17 protein-coding genes are annotated in these 18,540 nt (G+C 67.8%); 6 read left to right on the top strand and 11 right to left on the bottom strand.

The window, feature by feature from the left end; all coding sequences use genetic code 11:
* Window positions 1-148: 148 nt before the first annotated feature.
* The 3 genes from A7X97_RS09775 to A7X97_RS09765 form a co-directional block, all read right to left on the bottom strand.
* Window positions 149-1,309: an MFS transporter gene (locus A7X97_RS09775; RefSeq protein ID WP_072167879.1), complete on the bottom strand. Its 1,161-nt coding sequence runs from the start codon at window positions 1,307-1,309 to the stop codon at window positions 149-151.
* A gap of 260 nt (window positions 1,310-1,569) precedes the next feature.
* The gene (locus A7X97_RS09770) at window positions 1,570-2,319 is read right to left on the bottom strand and encodes a TerC family protein (RefSeq protein ID WP_072167878.1); all 750 of its coding nucleotides are present in this window, start codon (window positions 2,317-2,319) and stop codon (window positions 1,570-1,572) included.
* Window positions 2,320-2,349: 30 nt separating this feature from the next.
* Window positions 2,350-2,745 (bottom strand): diacylglycerol kinase, encoded by a 396-nt coding sequence (locus tag A7X97_RS09765; RefSeq protein ID WP_072167877.1) that lies wholly within the window; start codon window positions 2,743-2,745, stop codon window positions 2,350-2,352.
* Between the two features lie 212 nt (window positions 2,746-2,957).
* Here A7X97_RS09765 and A7X97_RS09760 point away from each other — a divergent pair, with 212 nt between their 5' ends.
* A complete protein-coding gene (locus tag A7X97_RS09760) occupies window positions 2,958-3,659 on the top strand; it encodes an SGNH/GDSL hydrolase family protein (protein ID WP_088497864.1) in 702 nt (233 codons plus the stop codon).
* 231 nt (window positions 3,660-3,890) lie between these two features.
* On the opposite strand, the gene A7X97_RS09755 is transcribed toward A7X97_RS09760, so the two are convergent.
* From A7X97_RS09755 to A7X97_RS09745, 3 genes are all read right to left on the bottom strand, one after another.
* The gene (locus A7X97_RS09755; RefSeq protein ID WP_005415333.1) at window positions 3,891-5,162 is read right to left on the bottom strand and encodes a sensor histidine kinase; all 1,272 of its coding nucleotides are present in this window, start codon (window positions 5,160-5,162) and stop codon (window positions 3,891-3,893) included.
* A 153-nt stretch (window positions 5,163-5,315) separates the two neighbouring features.
* The gene (locus A7X97_RS09750) at window positions 5,316-6,029 is read right to left on the bottom strand and encodes a response regulator transcription factor (protein WP_002811889.1); all 714 of its coding nucleotides are present in this window, start codon (window positions 6,027-6,029) and stop codon (window positions 5,316-5,318) included.
* Window positions 6,030-6,116: 87 nt separating this feature from the next.
* A complete protein-coding gene (locus A7X97_RS09745) occupies window positions 6,117-6,761 on the bottom strand; it encodes an arylesterase (RefSeq protein WP_061478363.1) in 645 nt (214 codons plus the stop codon).
* Between the two features lie 75 nt (window positions 6,762-6,836).
* Between A7X97_RS09745 and A7X97_RS09740 the strand changes: the two genes are divergently transcribed.
* Window positions 6,837-7,484: an ABC transporter ATP-binding protein gene (locus A7X97_RS09740; RefSeq protein WP_088497863.1), complete on the top strand. Its 648-nt coding sequence runs from the start codon at window positions 6,837-6,839 to the stop codon at window positions 7,482-7,484.
* A complete protein-coding gene (locus A7X97_RS09735) occupies window positions 7,481-9,994 on the top strand; it encodes an ABC transporter permease (RefSeq protein WP_111007866.1) in 2,514 nt (837 codons plus the stop codon). Before A7X97_RS09740 ends, A7X97_RS09735 begins: the two co-directional genes overlap by 4 nt.
* Window positions 9,995-10,095: 101 nt before the next feature.
* On the opposite strand, the gene A7X97_RS09730 is transcribed toward A7X97_RS09735, so the two are convergent.
* The 5 genes from A7X97_RS09730 to A7X97_RS09710 all read right to left on the bottom strand — a co-directional run bounded on the left by A7X97_RS09730 (window position 10,096) and on the right by A7X97_RS09710 (window position 15,418).
* Window positions 10,096-11,031, bottom strand: coding sequence for a DUF6607 family protein (locus tag A7X97_RS09730; RefSeq protein WP_072167873.1), 936 nt, complete (start codon window positions 11,029-11,031; stop codon window positions 10,096-10,098).
* Window positions 11,032-11,103: 72 nt separating this feature from the next.
* Window positions 11,104-11,703 (bottom strand): ChuX/HutX family heme-like substrate-binding protein, encoded by a 600-nt coding sequence (locus tag A7X97_RS09725; protein WP_072167872.1) that lies wholly within the window; start codon window positions 11,701-11,703, stop codon window positions 11,104-11,106.
* A 4-nt stretch (window positions 11,704-11,707) separates the two neighbouring features.
* Complete coding sequence (locus A7X97_RS09720; RefSeq protein WP_409349634.1) at window positions 11,708-13,900, bottom strand: TonB-dependent hemoglobin/transferrin/lactoferrin family receptor; 2,193 nt, start codon at window positions 13,898-13,900, stop codon at window positions 11,708-11,710.
* Window positions 13,901-14,053: 153 nt separating this feature from the next.
* Window positions 14,054-14,248: a hemin uptake protein HemP gene (gene hemP / locus A7X97_RS09715; protein WP_005412278.1), complete on the bottom strand. Its 195-nt coding sequence runs from the start codon at window positions 14,246-14,248 to the stop codon at window positions 14,054-14,056.
* Between the two features lie 198 nt (window positions 14,249-14,446).
* The gene (locus A7X97_RS09710) at window positions 14,447-15,418 is read right to left on the bottom strand and encodes an aldo/keto reductase (RefSeq protein WP_072167870.1); all 972 of its coding nucleotides are present in this window, start codon (window positions 15,416-15,418) and stop codon (window positions 14,447-14,449) included.
* A 193-nt stretch (window positions 15,419-15,611) separates the two neighbouring features.
* On the opposite strand from A7X97_RS09710, the gene A7X97_RS09705 reads away from it, so the two are divergent.
* From A7X97_RS09705 to A7X97_RS09695, 3 genes are all read left to right on the top strand, one after another.
* On the top strand, window positions 15,612-16,910 hold the full coding sequence (locus A7X97_RS09705) for a NupC/NupG family nucleoside CNT transporter (RefSeq protein WP_072167869.1): 1,299 nt from the start codon (window positions 15,612-15,614) through the stop codon (window positions 16,908-16,910).
* Between the two features lie 25 nt (window positions 16,911-16,935).
* Window positions 16,936-17,901 carry a ribokinase gene (locus A7X97_RS09700; protein ID WP_010481872.1) on the top strand — a complete coding sequence of 322 codons (966 nt, stop codon included), beginning with the start codon at window positions 16,936-16,938 and terminating at the stop codon, window positions 17,899-17,901.
* A gap of 149 nt (window positions 17,902-18,050) precedes the next feature.
* The gene (locus A7X97_RS09695; protein WP_065178745.1) at window positions 18,051-18,482 is read left to right on the top strand and encodes a hypothetical protein; all 432 of its coding nucleotides are present in this window, start codon (window positions 18,051-18,053) and stop codon (window positions 18,480-18,482) included.
* Window positions 18,483-18,540 lie beyond the last annotated feature (58 nt).

The following is an 18,540-nucleotide window of genomic DNA, read 5'->3' as shown; positions in this document are numbered from 1 at the left end:
GCGGCGACCGAGCTTACATGGACGTACTTGCAGCGTCCCCCTCAACCGGACCCACCCCGCCAACCCACGGAATGCAGGCTTTTGCCGTTGACGTTGACGTTGATTCGGCGGGTGCAGGGCTGCAAGCCCTGCAGGAAACCCTCCGCCCTCAGCAGGCCTCAGCCACCGCAGTGCGGCTACGCCCCAGCCATGCCAGCAGCAGGCCCGACGCGGCCAGCAGGCCACCGGCCACCGGAATGGCGGCGTAGCCCAGGCCCAAGCTGATCACCGCACCACCCAGCGCGGCACCTACCGCATTGCCCAGGTTGAATGCACCCACGTTGATCGACGACGCCAGGCCCGGCGCCTCGCTGGCCACCTGCATCACCCGGATCTGCAGCGGCGGCACGAGGGCGAAGGTCGCCGCACCGAACAGCAGTACACCCAGCGCCGCGGTGGCGTGGCTCATGAAGGCCAGCGGCAGCACGAACATCAGCACCGCCAGGGCAGCCAGCAGGATACGGGTGGCGCCATCGAGCGACCAGTCAGCCATGCGCCCACCGATGCCGTTGCCGAGGGTGAAACCGATGCCGATCAGGGCCAGCGACACCGCGATGAAGGCATTGGAAGCGCCGGTCAACTCGGTCAGCACCGGTGCGACGTAGGTGTACAGCGTGAACATCGCACCCGCACCAAGCACGGTGGTGGCCATGGCCAGCAGCACCTGCGGCTGCAGGATCGCCTTCAGTTCGCGGCGCACGTCCGGGCGCGGTCCCGGCGCGGACGCCGGCAGCGCGAAGCCCAACGCAGTGATCGCGATCAGGCCCAACGCCGCAGTACCGGCGAAGGACAGGCGCCAGCCCAGCTGCTGGCCGACCCAGGTCGCCAGCGGCACGCCACCGATGTTGGCAATGGTCAGGCCCATGAACATGGTGGCCACGGCAGCAGCCTGCTTTTCCTTTGGCACCAGGCTGGCGGCGACCACCGCACCGATGCCGAAGAAGGCACCGTGGTTAAGGCTGGTGACCAGGCGCGACAGCAGCAGCAGCCCGTAGTTCGGCGCCAGCGCGGACAGCAGGTTGCCGACCACGAAGATCGACATCAGCAGCATCAGCGCGGTGCGCTTGCCGAAACGCCCCATCAGCAGGGTCATCACCGGCGCGCCCAGCATCACGCCCACGGCATAGGCGGTGATCAGCATGCCCGCAGTGGGGATGCCAACGCCGACGCCGTCGGCGATGACCGGCAACAGGCCCATCGGGGCAAACTCGGTGGTTCCGATGGCGAAGGCGCCAACGGCAAGCGCCAGCAAGGCGGCTCTGGAATTCATGGGGGGGTCCTGGGGGCGGGAATCGGGAGTGCGTAGCCTGCGCGCTTTGCTGCGCCGGATTAAGCCTCGCCCCGGGAAAACACTGTTGATCCTGGTTCACAAGTGGAGGCCGGAACGCAGACACAAGTGCAAAAACCGCGTTCCGGTGTTGAGCCGAGCCCATGCTCGGCTGCTTCCTGCCGGTCAGCCGAGCACGGGCTCGGCTCTACAAGGCAGAACGAAGAACCCCCGGCGTTGGCCGGGGGTTCGGGGTCATGCGCTTACCAGTCGCCGGCACCCGGCACGTGGTGCTCGCGGGCGCGGCGGCGCATCAGCAGGTTCAGCCACTCCACCAGCACCGAGAAGCCCATCGCGGCGTAGATGTAGGGCTTGGGAATGTGCACGTCCAGGCCATCCAGGATCAGCACCGCACCGATCAGCAGGATGAAGGCCAGCGCCAGCATCTTCACGGTCGGGTTGGCGTCGATGAAGCGGCCCAGCGGGTTGGCGGCCAGCAGCATCACCGCCACCGACAGCAGGATCGCGGCGACCATCACCGGCACGTGGTCAGCGATGCCGACCGCGGTGATCACCGAGTCCAGCGAGAACACGATGTCGATGACCGCGATCTGCGCGATCACGTAGCCGAACACGGCCGAGGTCTTGGTCGTGCTCGGATCTTCATCCTCGCCACCGGTGATCATTTCCTTGATCTCCATCCAACCCTTGATGATCAGGAACAGGCCACCAACGATCAGCACCAGATCGCGGATGGAAATACCCATGCCGGCCACGGTGAACAGGTTCGCCTGCATGTGCGCCAGGTACGCCAGCGATACCAGCAGGCCGATACGGGTGATACAGGCCACCGCGATGCCGAGCCGACGCGCGAACGGGCGGCGGTGCTCTGGCAGCTTGCTGACGGCGATGGAGATGAACACCAGGTTGTCGATGCCGAGCACGATTTCCAGCGCGCTCAGCGTGAACAGGGTCAACCAGACATTCGGATCGGCAAGAAACTCAAGGGACATGGGAAGTCTTCAACAAGGGGGAATGAGGGATCAGCCGTATTTGCCGGCCATTGCATGCGGGACCACGACCAGCGCCCAGCACAGAAGCACGTTCATCATCAGCACGAACACCGCCGCCGAGCCCATGTCCTTGGCGCGGCCGGCCAGCTCATGGATCTCGCTGCCGTAACGTTCGATCACCGCTTCGATGGCCGAGTTGGCCAGCTCCATCGCCAGCACCAGCAGCATCGAGCCGATCAGCAGCGCGCGTTCGACCGGCGTCTGGCCCAGCCAGATCGCGATCGGCGTCAGCAGGATCAGCAGGTAGACCTCAAGCCGGAACGAGGACTCGTACAGCCAGGCAGCGCGCAGGCCCTGCCAGGACCAGCGGGCGGCCTGGAAGATACGGCGCGGGCCGCGCGGCAGGTGGCCGAACTGATCAGCCACGGGTGGAATATCCAGCAACGGGGACGCGGCGCAGCGACCGCTCAGACGCACGGCAGGGAATCATGGGTGCACAGGAATAGGCAGATGGCGGCCATTTTGCCACAAGGCCGCCAACCGCAGCCCGCGCCGGCCCGCTGAACGGCCTGCCAGGGGCAAGCAACGGCCCGGGCATGCTCCTATGATGGATGCCCCCTTGCCTGCTGGAGCGCCTGATGTCCCGTCGCCGTACCTGCCTGCTGATGCTGGGCCTGCTGACTGCCGCACCGCTGGCCCAGGCGCTGAGCCCGGCCAAGTCGCCGCGGGTGCCCGAACAGGTCTCCAACGTGGCCTGGGCCGGCGACATGGCCCGCTTCGCCGGCGCCGACCAGTCCAACCCGCCGCCGCGCGGTGGCATCGAGTTCATCGGCAGCTCCTCGATCCGCTTCTGGGAGAGCCTGGCCACCGACTTCCCTGGCCAGCCAGTGTTCAACCGCGGCTTCGGCGGCTCTGAAGTGCGCGACAGCACCTGGTACGCCGACCGCATCGTGGTGCCCTACGCGCCCTGCAAGGTGTTCTTCTATGCGGGCGACAACGACCTCAACAGTGGCCGCAGCCCAGTGCAGGTGCGCGACGACGTGGTTGCCTTCGTGCAGCGCGTGCATCGCGACCTGCCGAAGACCAGGGTGGAGTACCTGTCGATCAAGCCGAGCCCGTCGCGCGCGCACCTGCTGCCGGCGATCAACGAGGCCAACACGCTGATCAAGGCCGCGCTGGCCAAGCTGCCCAATACCGGCTTCACCGACATCTACACGCCGATGCTCGGCGCCGACGGCCAGCCGGATGCGACGCTGTTCCGCGAGGACATGCTGCACATGACCCCGGCCGGCTATGACATCTGGACCAGGGCGCTGGCGCCGAAGGTCAACTGCAACTGAGCAACCCCATCCACGCATGGCGTGGATCGACTGCGGATCGCGGGAAACTGTCGAAGGCGGGGCGGTGTGGGTTTGCAGGACCGTTGGCGCCATGGATGGCGCCATCGAGCCCCCATGGACGGGTTTACGGCGTGTCCTGCAAACCCACACCGCCCCGCCATTCCACGGAATGCCCGCTTTTGATGTTGATGTTGCCTCGGCGGGTGCCGGGCGCAGCCCGGCAAAATCCCTCTACCGGAAGATCACCGTGGCCTCGGTGCCCTTGCCCGGCTCGCTGGCCAGGCTGACCTTCCAGCCGAAGCGGTCGCACAGCCGGCGCACGATCGACAGGCCCAGGCCGGTGCCCTGCGGGCGGCTCGGCTCGGCGCGGTAGAACGGTTCAAACGCGCGCGACAGCGCCTCGGCGGACATGCCGATGCCGGTATCGCGCACCACCACCCGGTCATTGAGCACGTGCACGTCGATACGCCCTTCGTCGGTGTAGCTGCAGGCATTGCGCACCAGGTTGCTGACCACCACCTGCAGCACCCGCGGCGGTGCGTGCAGCTGTACCGGGCCTTCGCCGTGCAGGTGCACCGATACGGGCCGGTTGCCCAGCAGCTCGTTGGCGTTGTCCACCTCGTAGCGAACGATGTCGTTGACGTCGAACAGCTCGATCTGCGGTTCGACATCGGCCTCGCGGGCCAGGATCAGGAACGCGTCGATCACCGCTTCCATGTCACGGCCTGCACGCTGGATGCGCTGCAGGCTGCGGCGCAGGCGCGGCTGCAGGGTTTCATCGCCCAGGGCCATGTCGCTGGCCACGCGGATGACGGTCAACGGCGTGCGCAGCTCATGGCTGGCATCACGGGTGAAGTTGCGCTCGCGCGCCACGTGCGCGCTGACCCGGTTGGCCAGTGAATGCAGTGCGGCCGCCAGCTGGCGGGTCTCGCCCTGCATGTCCGCCGGCAGCTTGTTCGGCTCCAGATCGGCCGCTTCGGGGTGGCCCGGGTCCCAGCGCGAGACGCGCCGCGCCAGCCAGTTCACCGGCGACACCAGTCGTTTGGAGGCACGGTAGGTGACCCAGCTGGCGCCATACACCGCCAACAGGGTCAGCAGCACCGGCACGATGCCGAACCAGAACGCCAGCATCTCCGCGCGCGAGCGCAGGAACACCAGGTACAGGCGACCGGCAGGGCGCACGTCGACCAGCACCAGCTGGTCGTCCTGGGGCAGCTCGTGGAAGCCAGGCTCCAGGGTGCGCAGGTTGGCCGGCAATGACAGTGCCGACTGCCCGCTTTCCAGCAGGTAGCCGCGGATGTTGTGGGTGTTGGGCGGCGGCTGCACCGGCGACGCCTCGTGCAGCGTCCAGTAATAGGCCGCTTCCTCGCGCAGGGCGGCGCCGACCAGGCTGTGCTTGATCACCAGCGAGACCAGCCAGGCACCGAGCAGGATGCCCAGGCTGGCCAGGACTGCCTGCAGGATGAAGGCGATACGGATCTTGCGCGGCAGGCCGTGCGGCATTGCGGGGTCCCGGTCAGAGCGCTGCGATTATAGGCAGCGCACTGCGCCGTAGTCGTGCACGGACGCTGACCGGCGGCAACGCCGGCCGGTCATCCGTGCCCGGTGCGGGGTCGTTGCCCGGCCGGGCCTGATGCTGCACAGGCCGGGCCCCGATCAGGCCATCGGCTGGGCAATATCGGCAATGCGGTAGCCGGCGCTCTGCACGGTGTGCAGCAGCGGACGGTCGAACGGCTTGTCGATGATCTTGCGCAGGTTGTACAGATGGCTGCGCAGGGTGTCCGAATCCGGCAGGCCATTGCCCCAGATCTCGCGTTCGATCTCCTGGCGGGTGACCACGCGCGGCGATTCGCGCATCAGGATGGTCAGCAGGCGCAGGCCGATCGGCGACAGCTGCAGCTCGGTGCCGGCACGGGTAGCCCGCATGCTGACCGGATCGAGGACCAGGTCGGCGACCTTCAGCACCTCCGAACCGACCTGGCGGCGTTCGCGACGGATCAGCGCGCGCAGGCGGGCTTCCAGCTCCTGGATCGCGAACGGCTTGGTCAGGTAGTCATCGGCGCCGAAGCCGAGGCCGGTGAGCTTGTCGTCCAGCGTGTCGCGTGCCGTGAGCATCAGCACCGGGGTGGACTTGCGCGCATCGTTGCGCAGGCGACGGCACACTTCGATGCCGTCCAGGCGCGGCAACATGAGATCGAGCACCACGACGTCATAGCTGTTCTCCGCCGCGAGGCGGTAGCCATCCAGGCCGTCCTGTGCATAGTCGACTTCGAAGCCGCGACCTTCCAGGTATTCCCCGATCATCTCGGAGATGTTGCGGTTGTCTTCGACCACCAGCACCAAGCCGGAGGTCTCCTTCGTCTGACGCATGTGATTCCCTCTAACTTCAGCTTTGTGAAACATGCCGGATCGACGGTGGACGCGATGTGAAGTTCCGTCAAGAGGTACACAAACGGTTCAGAGCAGCGGCCTGAGCAGCGGCCAGACGTTGTCCAGCACCTTCGGCTGCGCCTGCGCCGTGGGGTGCAGGCCGTCGGCCTGCATCATGCCCGGCTGCAGGGCGACGCCCTCCAGCAGGAACGGCAGCAGCGGCACCTTGTACTGCGTGGCCAGCGCCTTGTAGGCCGCGGCCAGGCGCTGGCGGTAGGCCGGTCCGTAGTTGGGGGGCACGTCGATGCCCAGCAGCAGCACCTTGGCGCCGGCCTTCTGGCTGGCCTGCACCATTTTTCCCAGGTTGCCCTGCACCTGCGCCGGAGTCAGCCCGCGCAGCGCGTCATTGCCGCCCAGCGCGATCACCACCACGGTCGGCTTCTCCCTGGCCAGCAGGCCCGGCAGGCGGGTCAGCGCGCCGGCGGTGGTTTCCCCGCTCATGCTGGCGTTGACGATGCGCGCCGGGGTTTTCGACTGCTGCCTGACCCGCTGTTGCAGCAAGCTGACCCAGCCGGCGTCGGCAGGGATATTGTGGGCGGCACTGAGGCTGTCGCCGAGCACCAGCACGGTGCCGGCCGGACCTTTGGCACAGGCCAGCCCCGGCAACAGCAGGAACCCTAGCAGCAGCACCATCATCGCGCCGGCTCGCCGGCTCCATCCCGTCTTGCGCATTGGAGTCTCCTCATCGACAGCCTGTCCCCCCGCAGCGCGCCCGTCGCCATCGCCGTCGACCAGGTCGGCAAATCCGTGCAGGGCCCGGAGGGTGAAGTCCACATACTGGACAACATCACCCTGACCGTCCATGAAGGCACCAGCGCGGCCATCGTCGGCGCCTCCGGTTCGGGCAAGACCACCCTGCTCGGCCTGCTGGCCGGGCTGGACCTGCCCAGCCGCGGCCGCATTGCGCTGTCGGGCCAGGACCTGGGCGGCCTCGATGAAGAGGCGCGGGCCCAGCTGCGCGCGCGCGAGGTCGGCTTCGTGTTCCAGAGCTTCCATCTGCTGCCGGCGCTGACCGCCGCCGAGAACGTCGCGTTGCCACTGGAGCTGGCCGGGCGCGAGGATCGCGCGCGGGTCGACGAAGTGTTGGCCCAGGTCGGCCTCTCCCATCGTGCCCGCCACTACCCGCGCCAGCTGTCCGGTGGCGAGCAGCAGCGCGTGGCACTGGCGCGAGCCTTCGTCACCCGCCCGCGCATCCTGTTCGCCGACGAACCGACGGGATCGCTGGACCATGCCACCGGCCAGCACGTCAGCGACCTGCTGTTCGAACTCAACGCCGGCAGCGGCACCACCCTGGTACTGGTCACCCACGACCTGCGCCTGGCGCAGCGTTGCCAGTACATCCACCGCATCGATGACGGCCGCCTGCTGCCGGTCGAGCGTGGGGCACAGGCATGAACGTGCTGCGCCACGCGTGGCGCGCATTGCGCCGCGAGGCGCTGGCCGGCGACCTGCTGACGGTGTTCGCCGCACTGGTGCTGGGCGTGGCGGTGATGACCGCGGTGGGCACGCTGGTGAACCGGGTCAACCTGGCGCTGACCGGCAGCGCGGCGGAAATGCTCGGTGGCGATCTCGGCATCGCCGGGCGTGATGACCCGCCGCAGGCATTCGCCGACGAGGCACAACGGCGTGGACTGGCCTACACCCGCATCGCCAGCTTCGGCAGCGTGCTGTTCCATGGCGAGGCCAGCCAGATGGCGAGCATCAAGGCGGTTCAGGCGGGCTATCCACTGCGCGGCACGCTGCGGGTACGGGCCACGCCCGGCGGGGCGCTGATCGCAGACGCCGGCATGCCGCCCAAGGGCCAGGCCTATGCCGACCCACGCCTGCTGCAGGGGCTCGGGCTGAAGGCCGGCGATGATCTCGAGTTCGGCGCCGGCACGCTGCGCATCGCCGGCATCATCGAGGCCGAGCCCGACACCGGTGGCGACCTGCTGACGCTCTCCCCCACCCTGCTGGTCAACCGCGCCGACGTGGACGGCACGGGACTGCTCGGCCCGGGCAGCCGCATCAACTACCGGCTGATGTTCGCCGGACCAGCCGATCAGGTTGCCGCGCTGCGCCAGTGGTTGCTGCCGCAGGTGAAAGGCCTGCGCCTGCTGAGCGTGGATGACACCCAGCGCGGCGTGCGCCAGGCCTTCGACCTGGCCGGCCGCTTCCTCGGCCTGAGCGCGCTGCTGGCGGTACTGCTGGCCGGCGTGGCCACGGCGCTGGCGGCCAACCGCTTCGCCCTGCGCCGCATCGACCAGGTGGCGATCCTGCGCTGCCTGGGTGCGCGCCAGCGCGACATCCTGCTGGGCCTGGCACTGCAGCTGCTGATGCTGGCGGTGCCGGCCTGTGCGCTCGGCATCGGCCTGGGCATGGCCGCGCAGGAAGGCCTGGTGCAGGTACTGGGCAGCCTGGTGCCGCAGCGCCTGCCGTTGCCCGAGGCGATGCCTGCGCTGACCGGCGCCGGCATCGGCCTGCTGCTGCTGTTCGGCTTCGGCCTGCCGCCGCTGCTGCGCCTGCGTGGGGTGCCGCCGATGCGCGTGCTCAACCGTTCCTTCGCCGCCCTGCCGCCGGCGTCACTGCTGGCCTACGTGGCAGCGCTGGCGGCCAGCCTGCTGCTGGCGGTACAAGTCACCGGCGACCTGAAGCTGGCGCTGTGGGTGCTGGGCGGCCTGGCCGCGCTGGCGCTGGCGGCCGGTGCGGTCGGCTTCGTGCTGCTGCAGCTGCTGCGCGGCCTGCAGCACCGCCTGCATGGCAACTGGCGGCTGGGCCTGGCCGCGCTGACCCGGCGCCGCCTGCTCGCGGTGATGCAGCTGGTCGGGCTGTCGCTGTCGCTGTGCGCGTTGCTGCTGCTGGCAGTGACCGGCCCCGGCCTGCTGCAGCAATGGCGCGAGCGACTGCCTGCGGATACGCCGAATTACTTCCTGATCAACATCCAGCCCGAGCAGCGCGACAGTGTGCTGGCCGCATTGCGTGGACTGGGCGCCGGCGACGCCAGCATCGAACCGATGGCGACCGGCCGCCTGATCGCGATCAACGGCAAGCCGCCGCTGCGCGTAGACCGCGAGCCAGGACAGGACGGGCAACCGGCCCAAGGCGGCCAGCGCGATGACGATGACGAGAACCGGCCACTGAATTTCAGCTGGCGCAGCACCTTCCCGCCGGCCAATACGCTGGTCAATGGCACGTTCTGGAAAGCCGACAGCACCGCGCCGGAAGCTTCGGTGGAAATCGGCTGGGCCAAGCGTTACGGCGTGTACCCGGGCGATCGCATCACCATTGCAGTGGGCGAGCAGGAACGCGAGTTCGCCGTCACCAGCGTGCGCAAGGCGGACTGGAACACCTTCCGGCCGAACTTCTTCGTGTTGCTGAACCCGAATGCGGTGGGCGACACCCCGCACAACCTGCTGTCGGCCTTCCATCTGCCGGCCGGCAAGGCGGCGGGCCTGGGCGAACTGGTACGCGCGCAGCCGAACCTGTCGCTACTGGACGTGGATGCGGTGATCTCGCAGGTGCGCGATGTGATGGAGCGGGTGGCGCAGGCGGTGCAGCTGGTGATGGTGTTCAGCCTGCTGGCTGGTGTGCTGGTGCTGCTGGCCGCGCTGCAGGCCACCGCCGGCGAGCGTCGCTACGACAGCGCGGTGCTGCGCACGCTGGGCGCGACCCGGCGCCAGCTGCGCGGCGCGGTACTGGTGGAGTTCGGCGCGCTGGGCACGCTGGCGGCGATGCTGGCAGTGGGCGCGGCCGCTGCGATCGGCGTGGCGGTCTCGCAGAAGGTGTTCGAGCTTCCATTGCTGCCGCCGTGGCCGGGGCTGCTGATCGGCGGCGTAGTCGGCATCGGCTTGAGCCTGTTGGCGGGTTGGTGGGGTACGCGGGCGATCCTGCATACGCCGCCGGCACTGGCGTTGCGTGAGGCCTGAGGCGGTTGCGCCTCCGGATGGCGTGCCGAGCAAGCCCGGCCCCACCGGCAGCCGGTGGATGCGGTGCCGGGTACGCCCGGCACCCATCTCCATCGCGGCGATCAGCCTTCCTTGGGCGCCTTTTCCACGTACTTGGCGAAGACCTCGTCGATCTGCGTGTCCTTCACCTGCTTGCCGGACTGGATCGCTTCGGCTTGGGTGAACAGCGGAATGATCATCGCCATGCCATCGAGCTTGGTCTTCAGGTGCACGCCCGGGGCCTGACCGAGGAAGCCGTCCCAGCGCTGGCGCACCTTGGCCCAGTAGCCTGCAGTGGCTTTCCAATAGGCGCGGGCAGGGGTGAAGTCGACCTCGGTTGTCTTGACGTAGTCGTTGAAGCCGAACTCGCGGGCGATCTCCACCTGGCTGCCGTCGGCGTTGCGCTGCACCTTGGTGTTGAACTGCTCGTGGGTCCAGCCATTGGGCGTGAGCGTGTGGCGGTTGACCACGGCCAGCGCGTTGTAGTCGCTGCGCTTGGTGTACTCACGACGCGGCAACGGGCGCCAGCTCAGGTCGCTGGTCCAGCTCGGCACGTTGTTGGTGTACGTCCATTTGCCGGTGCCACAGTAGCGCGGTGCATCGCTCACTTCATACACGCACTGGGTCCAGGCGCCCTGGTTCACCGCTGCGGGAATGCGGCGTACCTGCCAGGTCTGATCGGCGCTGAACTCGAAACGGCTGGGCGCTTCGTAGACCCAGTCCTGGCGCCAGTGCTTGGTGATGTGGCCGCTCTTCTCATCGAGCAACAGGTGCTGCAGCACGATGCGCTGCGGGGTGTCCTCGACCACGATGACCACTTCGCTGCCGCCGCTGCGCATCGCCGGCGCACGCTCGTAGCCGGGCTTGAGCAGCACGGTCTCGTCGAACGCGAAGTCGACGGTGTACTCGCCCTGCATGGCCAGGATGCTGTCGTGGTCGCGGGCGATGTCGGAGGGCTGCGCGCTGGCCACGCCGCTGGCAGCGAGCAGCAGCATGACGCTGGCTGTCTGGAACTTCATCGGGTCTTCCTTCGGGGTTGCAGGTTCGTTGAGAGGCCGTCCAGGGCCGTCGGGCGTTCCATCAGGAAAGGATCACAGGCGGATCAGCGGCAGGTCGCCGGGGATACGCGGTGCCGGCCGGCGCGCGGCGTCGGCGCAGCAGCAATCGTCGATCGCCAGCTCGCCTTCGGCTCCTTCCAATCGCGCGATGCGACGCGCGGTGGCCGCGCCCAGCGAGGACAGGGTCGACAGGCTGGCCGCCAGGGTGCGGCCCTCGTCCGCGGCATGCAGGCGCAGCGTGCACAGGCGCCAGCGCTGGCCACCGAGGTGCCCGGCCAGGCGACGCCACAGGCGTTCGCTCACACTGCCATCGCGGTCGTGCTGCGGGCCCGGCGGCAACGCCGCGACCAACCGGTCCCAGGCCAGGAAATCGCTGTCGGGCAGCAGGTACAGGCGCCACACGCAGCGGCCGCGGGCATCAAGGAAACACAGGCTTTCGCGTATGCCCTCGCTGTCCACGCCCTGGCAGGCGTGCACGCGCACCGCCTGGCGCCAGCCCCCCAGCTCGTTGCCGTCGGCGTGGTACAGGCACAACACAGTGCCGAGCGTGGCCAGCTGTGCCGGGGTCGGCCAGGCCGCGCTGCCCTGCACGGCGATGGCGTCATTCCTGCGTGCGGACAAGGCTCGGCTCATGGGGTCACCAGGAAACGGCAAGGCTGGCGGAAAGAGTGCGGCCCGGGCTGGTGTAGCGATCCAGCACGCGGCTGGTCGGCGACAGCGTCGAACCCACATTGGACCAATCGATGTAGCGCTTGTCGCCCAGGTTGAACACGCCGACGTTGAAGGTCGCGCCCGGGGCGAAGTTCCAGTGCGCCATCAGGTCGGCCACGCCGTAGCCGGCCGGGCGATACACCGTCGCTGCAGTGACGCGGTCCTTGCGCTTGACGAAGGTACCGGCCAGTTCGACGCCCCAGGCGTCGGTGTCGTACATCAGGCCGACGGTGCTGCGCAGCGGGTCGACCGAATCCAGCGGCGTGTCCTCGGTCCTGTTGTCACCGCGCGACCAGGCCACCGAGCTGCGCAGCGCCCAACCCTGGAGCGCCGGGTTGATCTGGCCGAAGTCAACGCCAGCCTTCAGTTCAGCACCGTAGATGCGCGCATCGGCGATGTTGCGCGACTGGAACACCATCAGGCCCTGCGCGTTGGTACCGACCAGCGACTGCGACTCGATGAAGTCCTTGTACTCGTTGTAGTAGCCGCTGACACTGACGTAGGCGGCCGGTGACAGGAAGCGCAGGCCCAGCTCCAGGCCGTCGCTGGTTTCCGGCTTCAGGTCCGGATTGGGGATGGCGGTGTAACCGAAGGCGAAGTTGGTGAAGCCCAGGTTGACGTCGTTGTACGGCGGCGAACGGAAACCATGCGAGTAGCCGGCGAACAGCGACCATTCGTCGGTGAAGCGATAGACCATGCCCAGCTTCGGCGAGACGCTGGTCTTGGTCAGCCTGGCCACCGCAACGCCGGGATTGTCGTCGGCGAAGATGCTGTCCACTTCCGGCTTCAGCTCGTAGCGATCCACGCGCACGCCCGGCACCAGCGACAGCTTGCCGCCCGCCATGCGCATTTCATCCTGCGCATACAGGCCCAGCTCGGTGGTCTTGCTGATCGGGAAATCGCGTACCGGGAAGGCGTCGGGCAGGATGGTAGTGCTGGTCTGGCCATTGGCCAGAACCTGATAGCCATCGCGCGTCTGGCGGATCTCGGTACGCGCGCCTTCGAAGCCGTAGGTGAGCGCATGTTCGACACTGCCGGTGCTGAACGCCTTGTTGAACTGCGCCTGCAAGCCGTAAACGCGCTGGTCGAAATTGAACTCGCGGTGGCGGCGGCTGCGGTTGGCGCGGTCTTCGTCGGTGACCTGGTTGGTCTCGCTGTGCTGGGTATACAGCTGCCAATGCAGGCTGTCGGCGAAGCCCTTGTCCAGCGCATCCATTTCATGGGCGAACGACACGCGGGTGCGGTTCTGCGTGTCGCGCGCTTTCATGCCGGTGGTGGTGGTACGGTCGATCGAGGACAGCACGTTGGTATCGGTGTTGTCTTCGTTGCCTTCCACGGTCAGGCGGAAACGCTGGTCCTCGCTCGGTGCATAGACCAGCTTGGCCAGGCCACTGCGACCGTCGCGGTCCTGCGGGTTGGGCGCGGTACGGGTGTTGTCGAGGCTGCGCACATCGCCCTTGTTGCCGGTTTCCTGGCCCTGGCGATGGTTGATGTTGATCATGCCGCTCCAGTGTTCGCCGCCGAACGCGCCGGTCACGCCGCCGAGCAGGCCCTTCCACTCACCGTCGTAGCCGAACTTCAGGCCGACGTAGCTGTCCTTGCCATCCTTCAGGTAGTCGGCCGGATCCTTGGTGACGAAGGCCACTACACCCCCGAGCGCGTCGGAACCGTACAGCGAACTGGCCGGGCCACGCACGATCTCCACGCGCTTGAGCGTGTCCAGATCGGTGAAGTTGCGGTTGGCGTTGGAGAACGAGCCGATGTTGAAGCTGGTGGGCATGGCGATGCCATCGGTCTGCACGCGCACGCGGTTGCCGTCCAGGCCACGGATGCGGATGCTGCCAAGGCCGAAGCGCGCGGCGCTGCGGCTGACCGACAGGCCCGGCTCGTAGCGCAGCAGATCCTTGATGTCCTGCACCAGGTGCCGGTCCATCTGCTCGCGGTCGATGACATCGACGGTGGCCGCCACGTCACTCACTGCCCGCTCGGTGCGGGTGGCGGTGACCTGCACGCGGTCGAAGTCGCGCGCATCGGGCGCGGCGGTGGCCGCGGCGGCAGCATGGGCGGACAGGGGGAGGGCCATCCAGACGGCGAGGCAAAGGGCGGTAGGGCGGGTCATCGGGTTCGTTCGGTCAGGCAGGGGAACCCCCGGTTACCGGCACACCCGGGAGGTGCACGCGGTAGACCGAGGGGGAGAGAGCGGGCGCGGACGGGTCGCCCACCCTGCCGGCGCTGCCGGCAGGAGGGAGGGAGGCGGGCGACCAGGCCGCGGTTACTTGGTCAGGATCAGCTTGTCGTTGCTGGTGTGCCGCAGGCGGTAGAAGCGGTCGCCGTGCTGGATCAGGATTTCACGACGGCCCTTGAGCAGGGCTTCGCTGTCGATCACCTCTTCCGGCGGAACGACACGGACCGGGCGATCGCGGAGGGTCAGCGTTTCGGGGCGCAGCAGTACAGGTTGAGCATTCATGAGCATCTGGACTCGTGCGAGGGACGAGTCAAATGATAATGATTCTCAGTTGACAATCAACAACCATTCTCAATTTGATTGATGGGATTAATGATCGAATTCTGGGATTCGATAGATCATGTCAATCAAATCGCGACTCTATCGAGGCACGAGCCCGAGCCGGCCCGACCGAGGCCCAGGCCCGGTCGGCCCCGGGGTTCAGGCGAAGGCGGCTTCGACCTGCGCCCAGCCAGCCGCATCGACCTGCTCCAGCACCTCCAGCGCCTGCAGGTTCTGCAGCAGCTGGCTGACCCGGCTGGCGCCGAGGATCACGCTGGAGACGTTCGGATTGCGCAGGCACCAGGCAATCGCCAGCGTGGCCGGGGCGTGGCCCAGCTCACGCGCTGCTTCGCTGAAGCGGCGCACCTGGGCCAGGCGGGCCTCGGAGTCGTCACCCAGCACCAGCGCCTGCAGCCATTCCATGCCCTCGCGGCCCAGCCGCGCATCGGCCGGAATGCCCTGGTCGTACTTGCCGGTCAGCAGGCCCGAGGCCAGCGGCGAGAAGATGGTGGTGCCCAGGCCGGCACTGGCATACAGCGGCGCATACTCGACCTCGACGCGTTCGCGGTGCAGCAGGTTGTACTGCGGCTGCTCCATCGACGGGCCCTGCAGGTTGCGTGCTTCGGCGATGTCCAGCGCCTGCTGGATCTGCATCGCCGACCACTCCGAGGTCCCCCAGTAGAGGATCTTGCCCTGCCGCACCAGCGTATCCATGGCATGCACGGTCTCGGCGATCGGCGCGTCCGGATCCGGGCGATGGCAGTAATAAAGGTCCAGGTAGTCCACCCGCAGGCGCTTGAGCGCGGCATGGCAGGCGTCGGTCACATGCTTGCGCGACAGGCCGCGCTGGGTTGGCCGTGGGTCCCTGGCGCTGCCGAAGAACACCTTGCTGGAGACACAGATGCCGTCGCGCGGCAGGCGCAGGTCGGCGATCACATCGCCCATCACCTGTTCGGCGCGGCCGTTGGCATAGCCCTCGGCGTTGTCGAAGAAGTTGACGCCGTGGTCCCAGGCGGCAGCCACCAGGTTGCGGGCCTCGTCGCGTGGGATCTGGTCACCGAAGGTCACCCAGGCGCCGAAGGACAGGGCGGAAATCGGCAGGCCGGTGGAGCCCAGGCGGCGGTATTGCATGCGAATCTCCTGCTGCGGGCCCGCATCCGGGCCGGGATCGAGCCCCATTCTACCTGCCGCCGCCGGCCGCAAGCCCTTGCCGTTGCTGGCCTGATCGGTACCGATGGGCGCGCGCACGCTGCTTTTTCTTGCCCCGGCCCCTGCCCTGCACTAGGCTTCCCGTTTTTCGCGACGCCCCAGGGGAGTCACTCACATGGTCGAAGGTTTGGGCAGGATCGGCTTCGGCCTGTTCGGGTTGGCGGTGCTGATCGGCATCACCTGGTTGTTTTCCAACAACAAGCGTGCGGTTGACTGGAAGCTGGTTGCCACCGGTATCACCCTGCAGATCGCCTTCGCGGCGCTGGTGATCCTGGTGCCGGGCGGGCGCGACGTGTTCGATGCGCTGGGCAAGGGCTTCGTCAAGGTCCTGAGCTTCGTCAACGAGGGCTCGGGCTTCATCTTCGGCTCGTTGATGGACACCAAGAACTACGGCTTCATCTTCGCCTTCCAGGTGCTGCCGACCATCATCTTCTTCTCGGCGCTGATGGGGGTCATGTACCACCTCAACGTCATGCAGGCGATCGTGCGCGTGATGGCCTGGTCGATCACCAAGGTGATGCGCGTGTCCGGCGCGGAAACCACCAGCGTCTGCGCCAGCGTCTTCATCGGCCAGACCGAGGCGCCGCTGACCGTGCGCCCGTACATCGCCAGGATGACCCAGTCCGAGCTGCTGACCATGATGATCGGCGGCATGGCCCACATCGCCGGCGGCGTGCTGGCGGCCTACGTGGGCATGCTCGGCGGCGGCGACCCGGTGCAGCAGGCCTTCTACGCCAAGCACCTGCTGGCGGCGAGCATCATGGCCGCACCGGCCACCCTGGTCGTGGCCAAGCTGCTGATTCCGGAAACGGGCACCCCGCTGACCCGCGGCACGGTGAAGATGGAAGTCGAGAAGACCTCCAGCAACATCATCGACGCGGCCGCTGCCGGTGCCGGTGACGGCCTGAAGCTGGCGCTGAACATCGGCGCGATGCTGCTGGCCTTCATCGCCCTGATCGCGCTGCTGAACGCCCCGCTGACCTGGATCGGCGATGTGACCGGCCTGGCCGCTGCCATCGGCAAGCCGACCAACCTGTCGACCATCTTCGGTTACGTGCTGGCCCCGATTGCCTGGGTGATCGGTACCCCGTGGGCTGATGCCACCACCGTCGGTTCGCTGATCGGCCAGAAGGTCGTGATCAACGAGTTCGTGGCCTACACCGAGCTGTCGCAGATCGTGAACGGCCAGGTGGCGGGCGTGAGCCTGTCCGACGAAGGTCGCCTGATCGCCACCTACGCGCTGTGCGGCTTTGCCAACTTCAGCTCGATCGCGATCCAGATCGGCGGCATTGGCGGCCTGGCGCCGGAACGTCGCCACGATCTGGCCAAGTTCGGCCTGCGCGCGGTGTTGGGCGGTACCATTGCCACCTTCATGACGGCGACCATCGCCGGCGTGCTGACGCACTTCAGTTGAACCCCTGGTTGAGAAAAGATTTCCTATGAGCAGCAGTGTCGTTGTCGTCGGTTCCTTCAATGTCGATCACGTGTGGCGGTGCGAGTCGCTGCCGGCACCGGGTGCGACCATTGCCGGCCGCTACAGCACCGGCCCCGGTGGCAAGGGCTTCAACCAGGCGGTCGCGGCCTGCCGCGCCGGCGCCGACACGCACTTCGTGTGCGCGCTGGGCGATGACGCCGGTGGCGCCACCGCGCGCGAACTGGCCGCGCAGGATGGCTTCGGCCTGATTGCCGAAGCCAGCAGCGAGCCGACCGGCACTGCGGGCATCTACGTGGACGCGCGCGGCCGTAACACCATCGTGATCGGCCCGGGCGCCAACGCCGCGCTCAGCACCGACTTCCTGCAACAGCAGCAGGCATTGCTGACCGGCGCCAAGGTGGTGCTGGTACAGCTGGAATCGCCGGTGCAGACCATCGAAGCGGCGCTGGCCACGGCCCGCGAGGCCGGTGTCACCACCGTGCTCAACACCGCACCGGCCGACGCGCCCTCGACCATCGGCCTGCTCAAGCTGGCCGATGTGATCACCCCGAACGAGACCGAGTTCGCCGCACTGCTCGGCCGCCATGTCGGTGAGCGCGTGGATGCCAACGATGTCGCCGCGCTGGATGGCGCCAGCCTGCATGCGCTCTGCCGCAAGCTGGTCGGCAACGGTACCGTGGTGGTGACCCTGGGTTCGGTGGGCGTGTTCGTCTCTCACGCCGACGAGAACCTGCGCGGGGATACCCAGCCGTACTACCGCGTCGGCGCCGAGCAGGTGCAGGCCATCGACACCACCGGTGCCGGTGATGCCTTCAACGGTGCGCTGGCCGCGTCGCTGGCGCAGGTGGCCGACGCCCCGTTCGCCCGCCACGTGCGCTTTGCCAACCAGTTCGCCGGTCGCTCGACCGAGAAGGAAGGCGCTGCAGCGGCGATGCCGCGCTTCACCCCGGCCGACGCCGAAGCCAAGTAGTTCCACGCCACGCGTGGATGACAAGGCCCGGGGGTACAGGCACCTGGGCCATTCTTTTGTCCATTGCCCAGCCCCTGCGACCGCCTGTCGCATTGCCCACATCCTGCCCCTCGCTCACGATCCGCGCAGCTTCCTTGCACGGGCAGGACATGGACGGATTCCCCTGGTTGCTGGTCGCGGCCGCAGGCAGTGCCGCTGCGGCGCTGCTGCATATCGGCTGCATCGCCTTCGGCGCCGCGTGGTACAGATACTTCGGTGCCGGCCAGCGCGTGGTCCGGCTCGCGCATGCGGGGCACTGGTGGCCACCGCTGATGACCGCCGGCATCACTGCCTTGCTGGTGGCCTGGACCCTGTACGCACTGGCCGCCGCGGGCTGGCATTCGCCACTGCCGGCCAGTCGCCTGGTCCTGCCCGCCATCGCTGCCTTGCTGCTGCTGCGCGCCGCGATGGGCTTCGGCCTGGCGCTGTTCCGGCCGGGGTACAACGGCCGGCGCTTCTGGGTGGTCAGTTCGCTGGCCTGCCTGGGCCTGGGGCTGGCCTTCGCCCTGGGTACCCGCCAGGCCTGGCAGAGCCTGGGTTAGCCACCTACCATCGCCCGCCCCTGGGGGCGACGGAAGCAACCGTCAAGCATCTGCTGAT

It is taken from the genome of Stenotrophomonas sepilia (assembly GCF_003244875.1).
Lineage (GTDB): Bacteria > Pseudomonadota > Gammaproteobacteria > Xanthomonadales > Xanthomonadaceae > Stenotrophomonas > Stenotrophomonas sepilia.
Note: the sequence above shows the minus strand (reverse complement) of the source record. Positions and strands in the feature narration are given on the sequence as shown.

Coding starts and splice junctions, on each gene's coding strand:
- A7X97_RS09775 (WP_072167879.1), bottom strand. CDS start 1,309: ATGAATTCCAGAGCCGCCTTGCTGGCGCTTGCCGTTGGCGCCTTCGCC.
- A7X97_RS09770 (WP_072167878.1), bottom strand. CDS start 2,319: ATGTCCCTTGAGTTTCTTGCCGATCCGAATGTCTGGTTGACCCTGTTC.
- A7X97_RS09760 (WP_088497864.1), top strand. CDS start 2,958: ATGTCCCGTCGCCGTACCTGCCTGCTGATGCTGGGCCTGCTGACTGCC.
- A7X97_RS09755 (WP_005415333.1), bottom strand. CDS start 5,162: ATGCCGCACGGCCTGCCGCGCAAGATCCGTATCGCCTTCATCCTGCAG.
- A7X97_RS09750 (WP_002811889.1), bottom strand. CDS start 6,029: ATGCGTCAGACGAAGGAGACCTCCGGCTTGGTGCTGGTGGTCGAAGAC.
- A7X97_RS09745 (WP_061478363.1), bottom strand. CDS start 6,761: ATGCGCAAGACGGGATGGAGCCGGCGAGCCGGCGCGATGATGGTGCTG.
- A7X97_RS09735 (WP_111007866.1), top strand. CDS start 7,481: ATGAACGTGCTGCGCCACGCGTGGCGCGCATTGCGCCGCGAGGCGCTG.
- A7X97_RS09730 (WP_072167873.1), bottom strand. CDS start 11,031: ATGAAGTTCCAGACAGCCAGCGTCATGCTGCTGCTCGCTGCCAGCGGC.
- A7X97_RS09725 (WP_072167872.1), bottom strand. CDS start 11,703: ATGAGCCGAGCCTTGTCCGCACGCAGGAATGACGCCATCGCCGTGCAG.
- A7X97_RS09720 (WP_409349634.1), bottom strand. CDS start 13,900: ATGACCCGCCCTACCGCCCTTTGCCTCGCCGTCTGGATGGCCCTCCCC.
- hemP (WP_005412278.1), bottom strand. CDS start 14,248: ATGAATGCTCAACCTGTACTGCTGCGCCCCGAAACGCTGACCCTCCGC.
- A7X97_RS09710 (WP_072167870.1), bottom strand. CDS start 15,418: ATGCAATACCGCCGCCTGGGCTCCACCGGCCTGCCGATTTCCGCCCTG.
- A7X97_RS09705 (WP_072167869.1), top strand. CDS start 15,612: ATGGTCGAAGGTTTGGGCAGGATCGGCTTCGGCCTGTTCGGGTTGGCG.
- A7X97_RS09700 (WP_010481872.1), top strand. CDS start 16,936: ATGAGCAGCAGTGTCGTTGTCGTCGGTTCCTTCAATGTCGATCACGTG.
- A7X97_RS09695 (WP_065178745.1), top strand. CDS start 18,051: ATGGACGGATTCCCCTGGTTGCTGGTCGCGGCCGCAGGCAGTGCCGCT.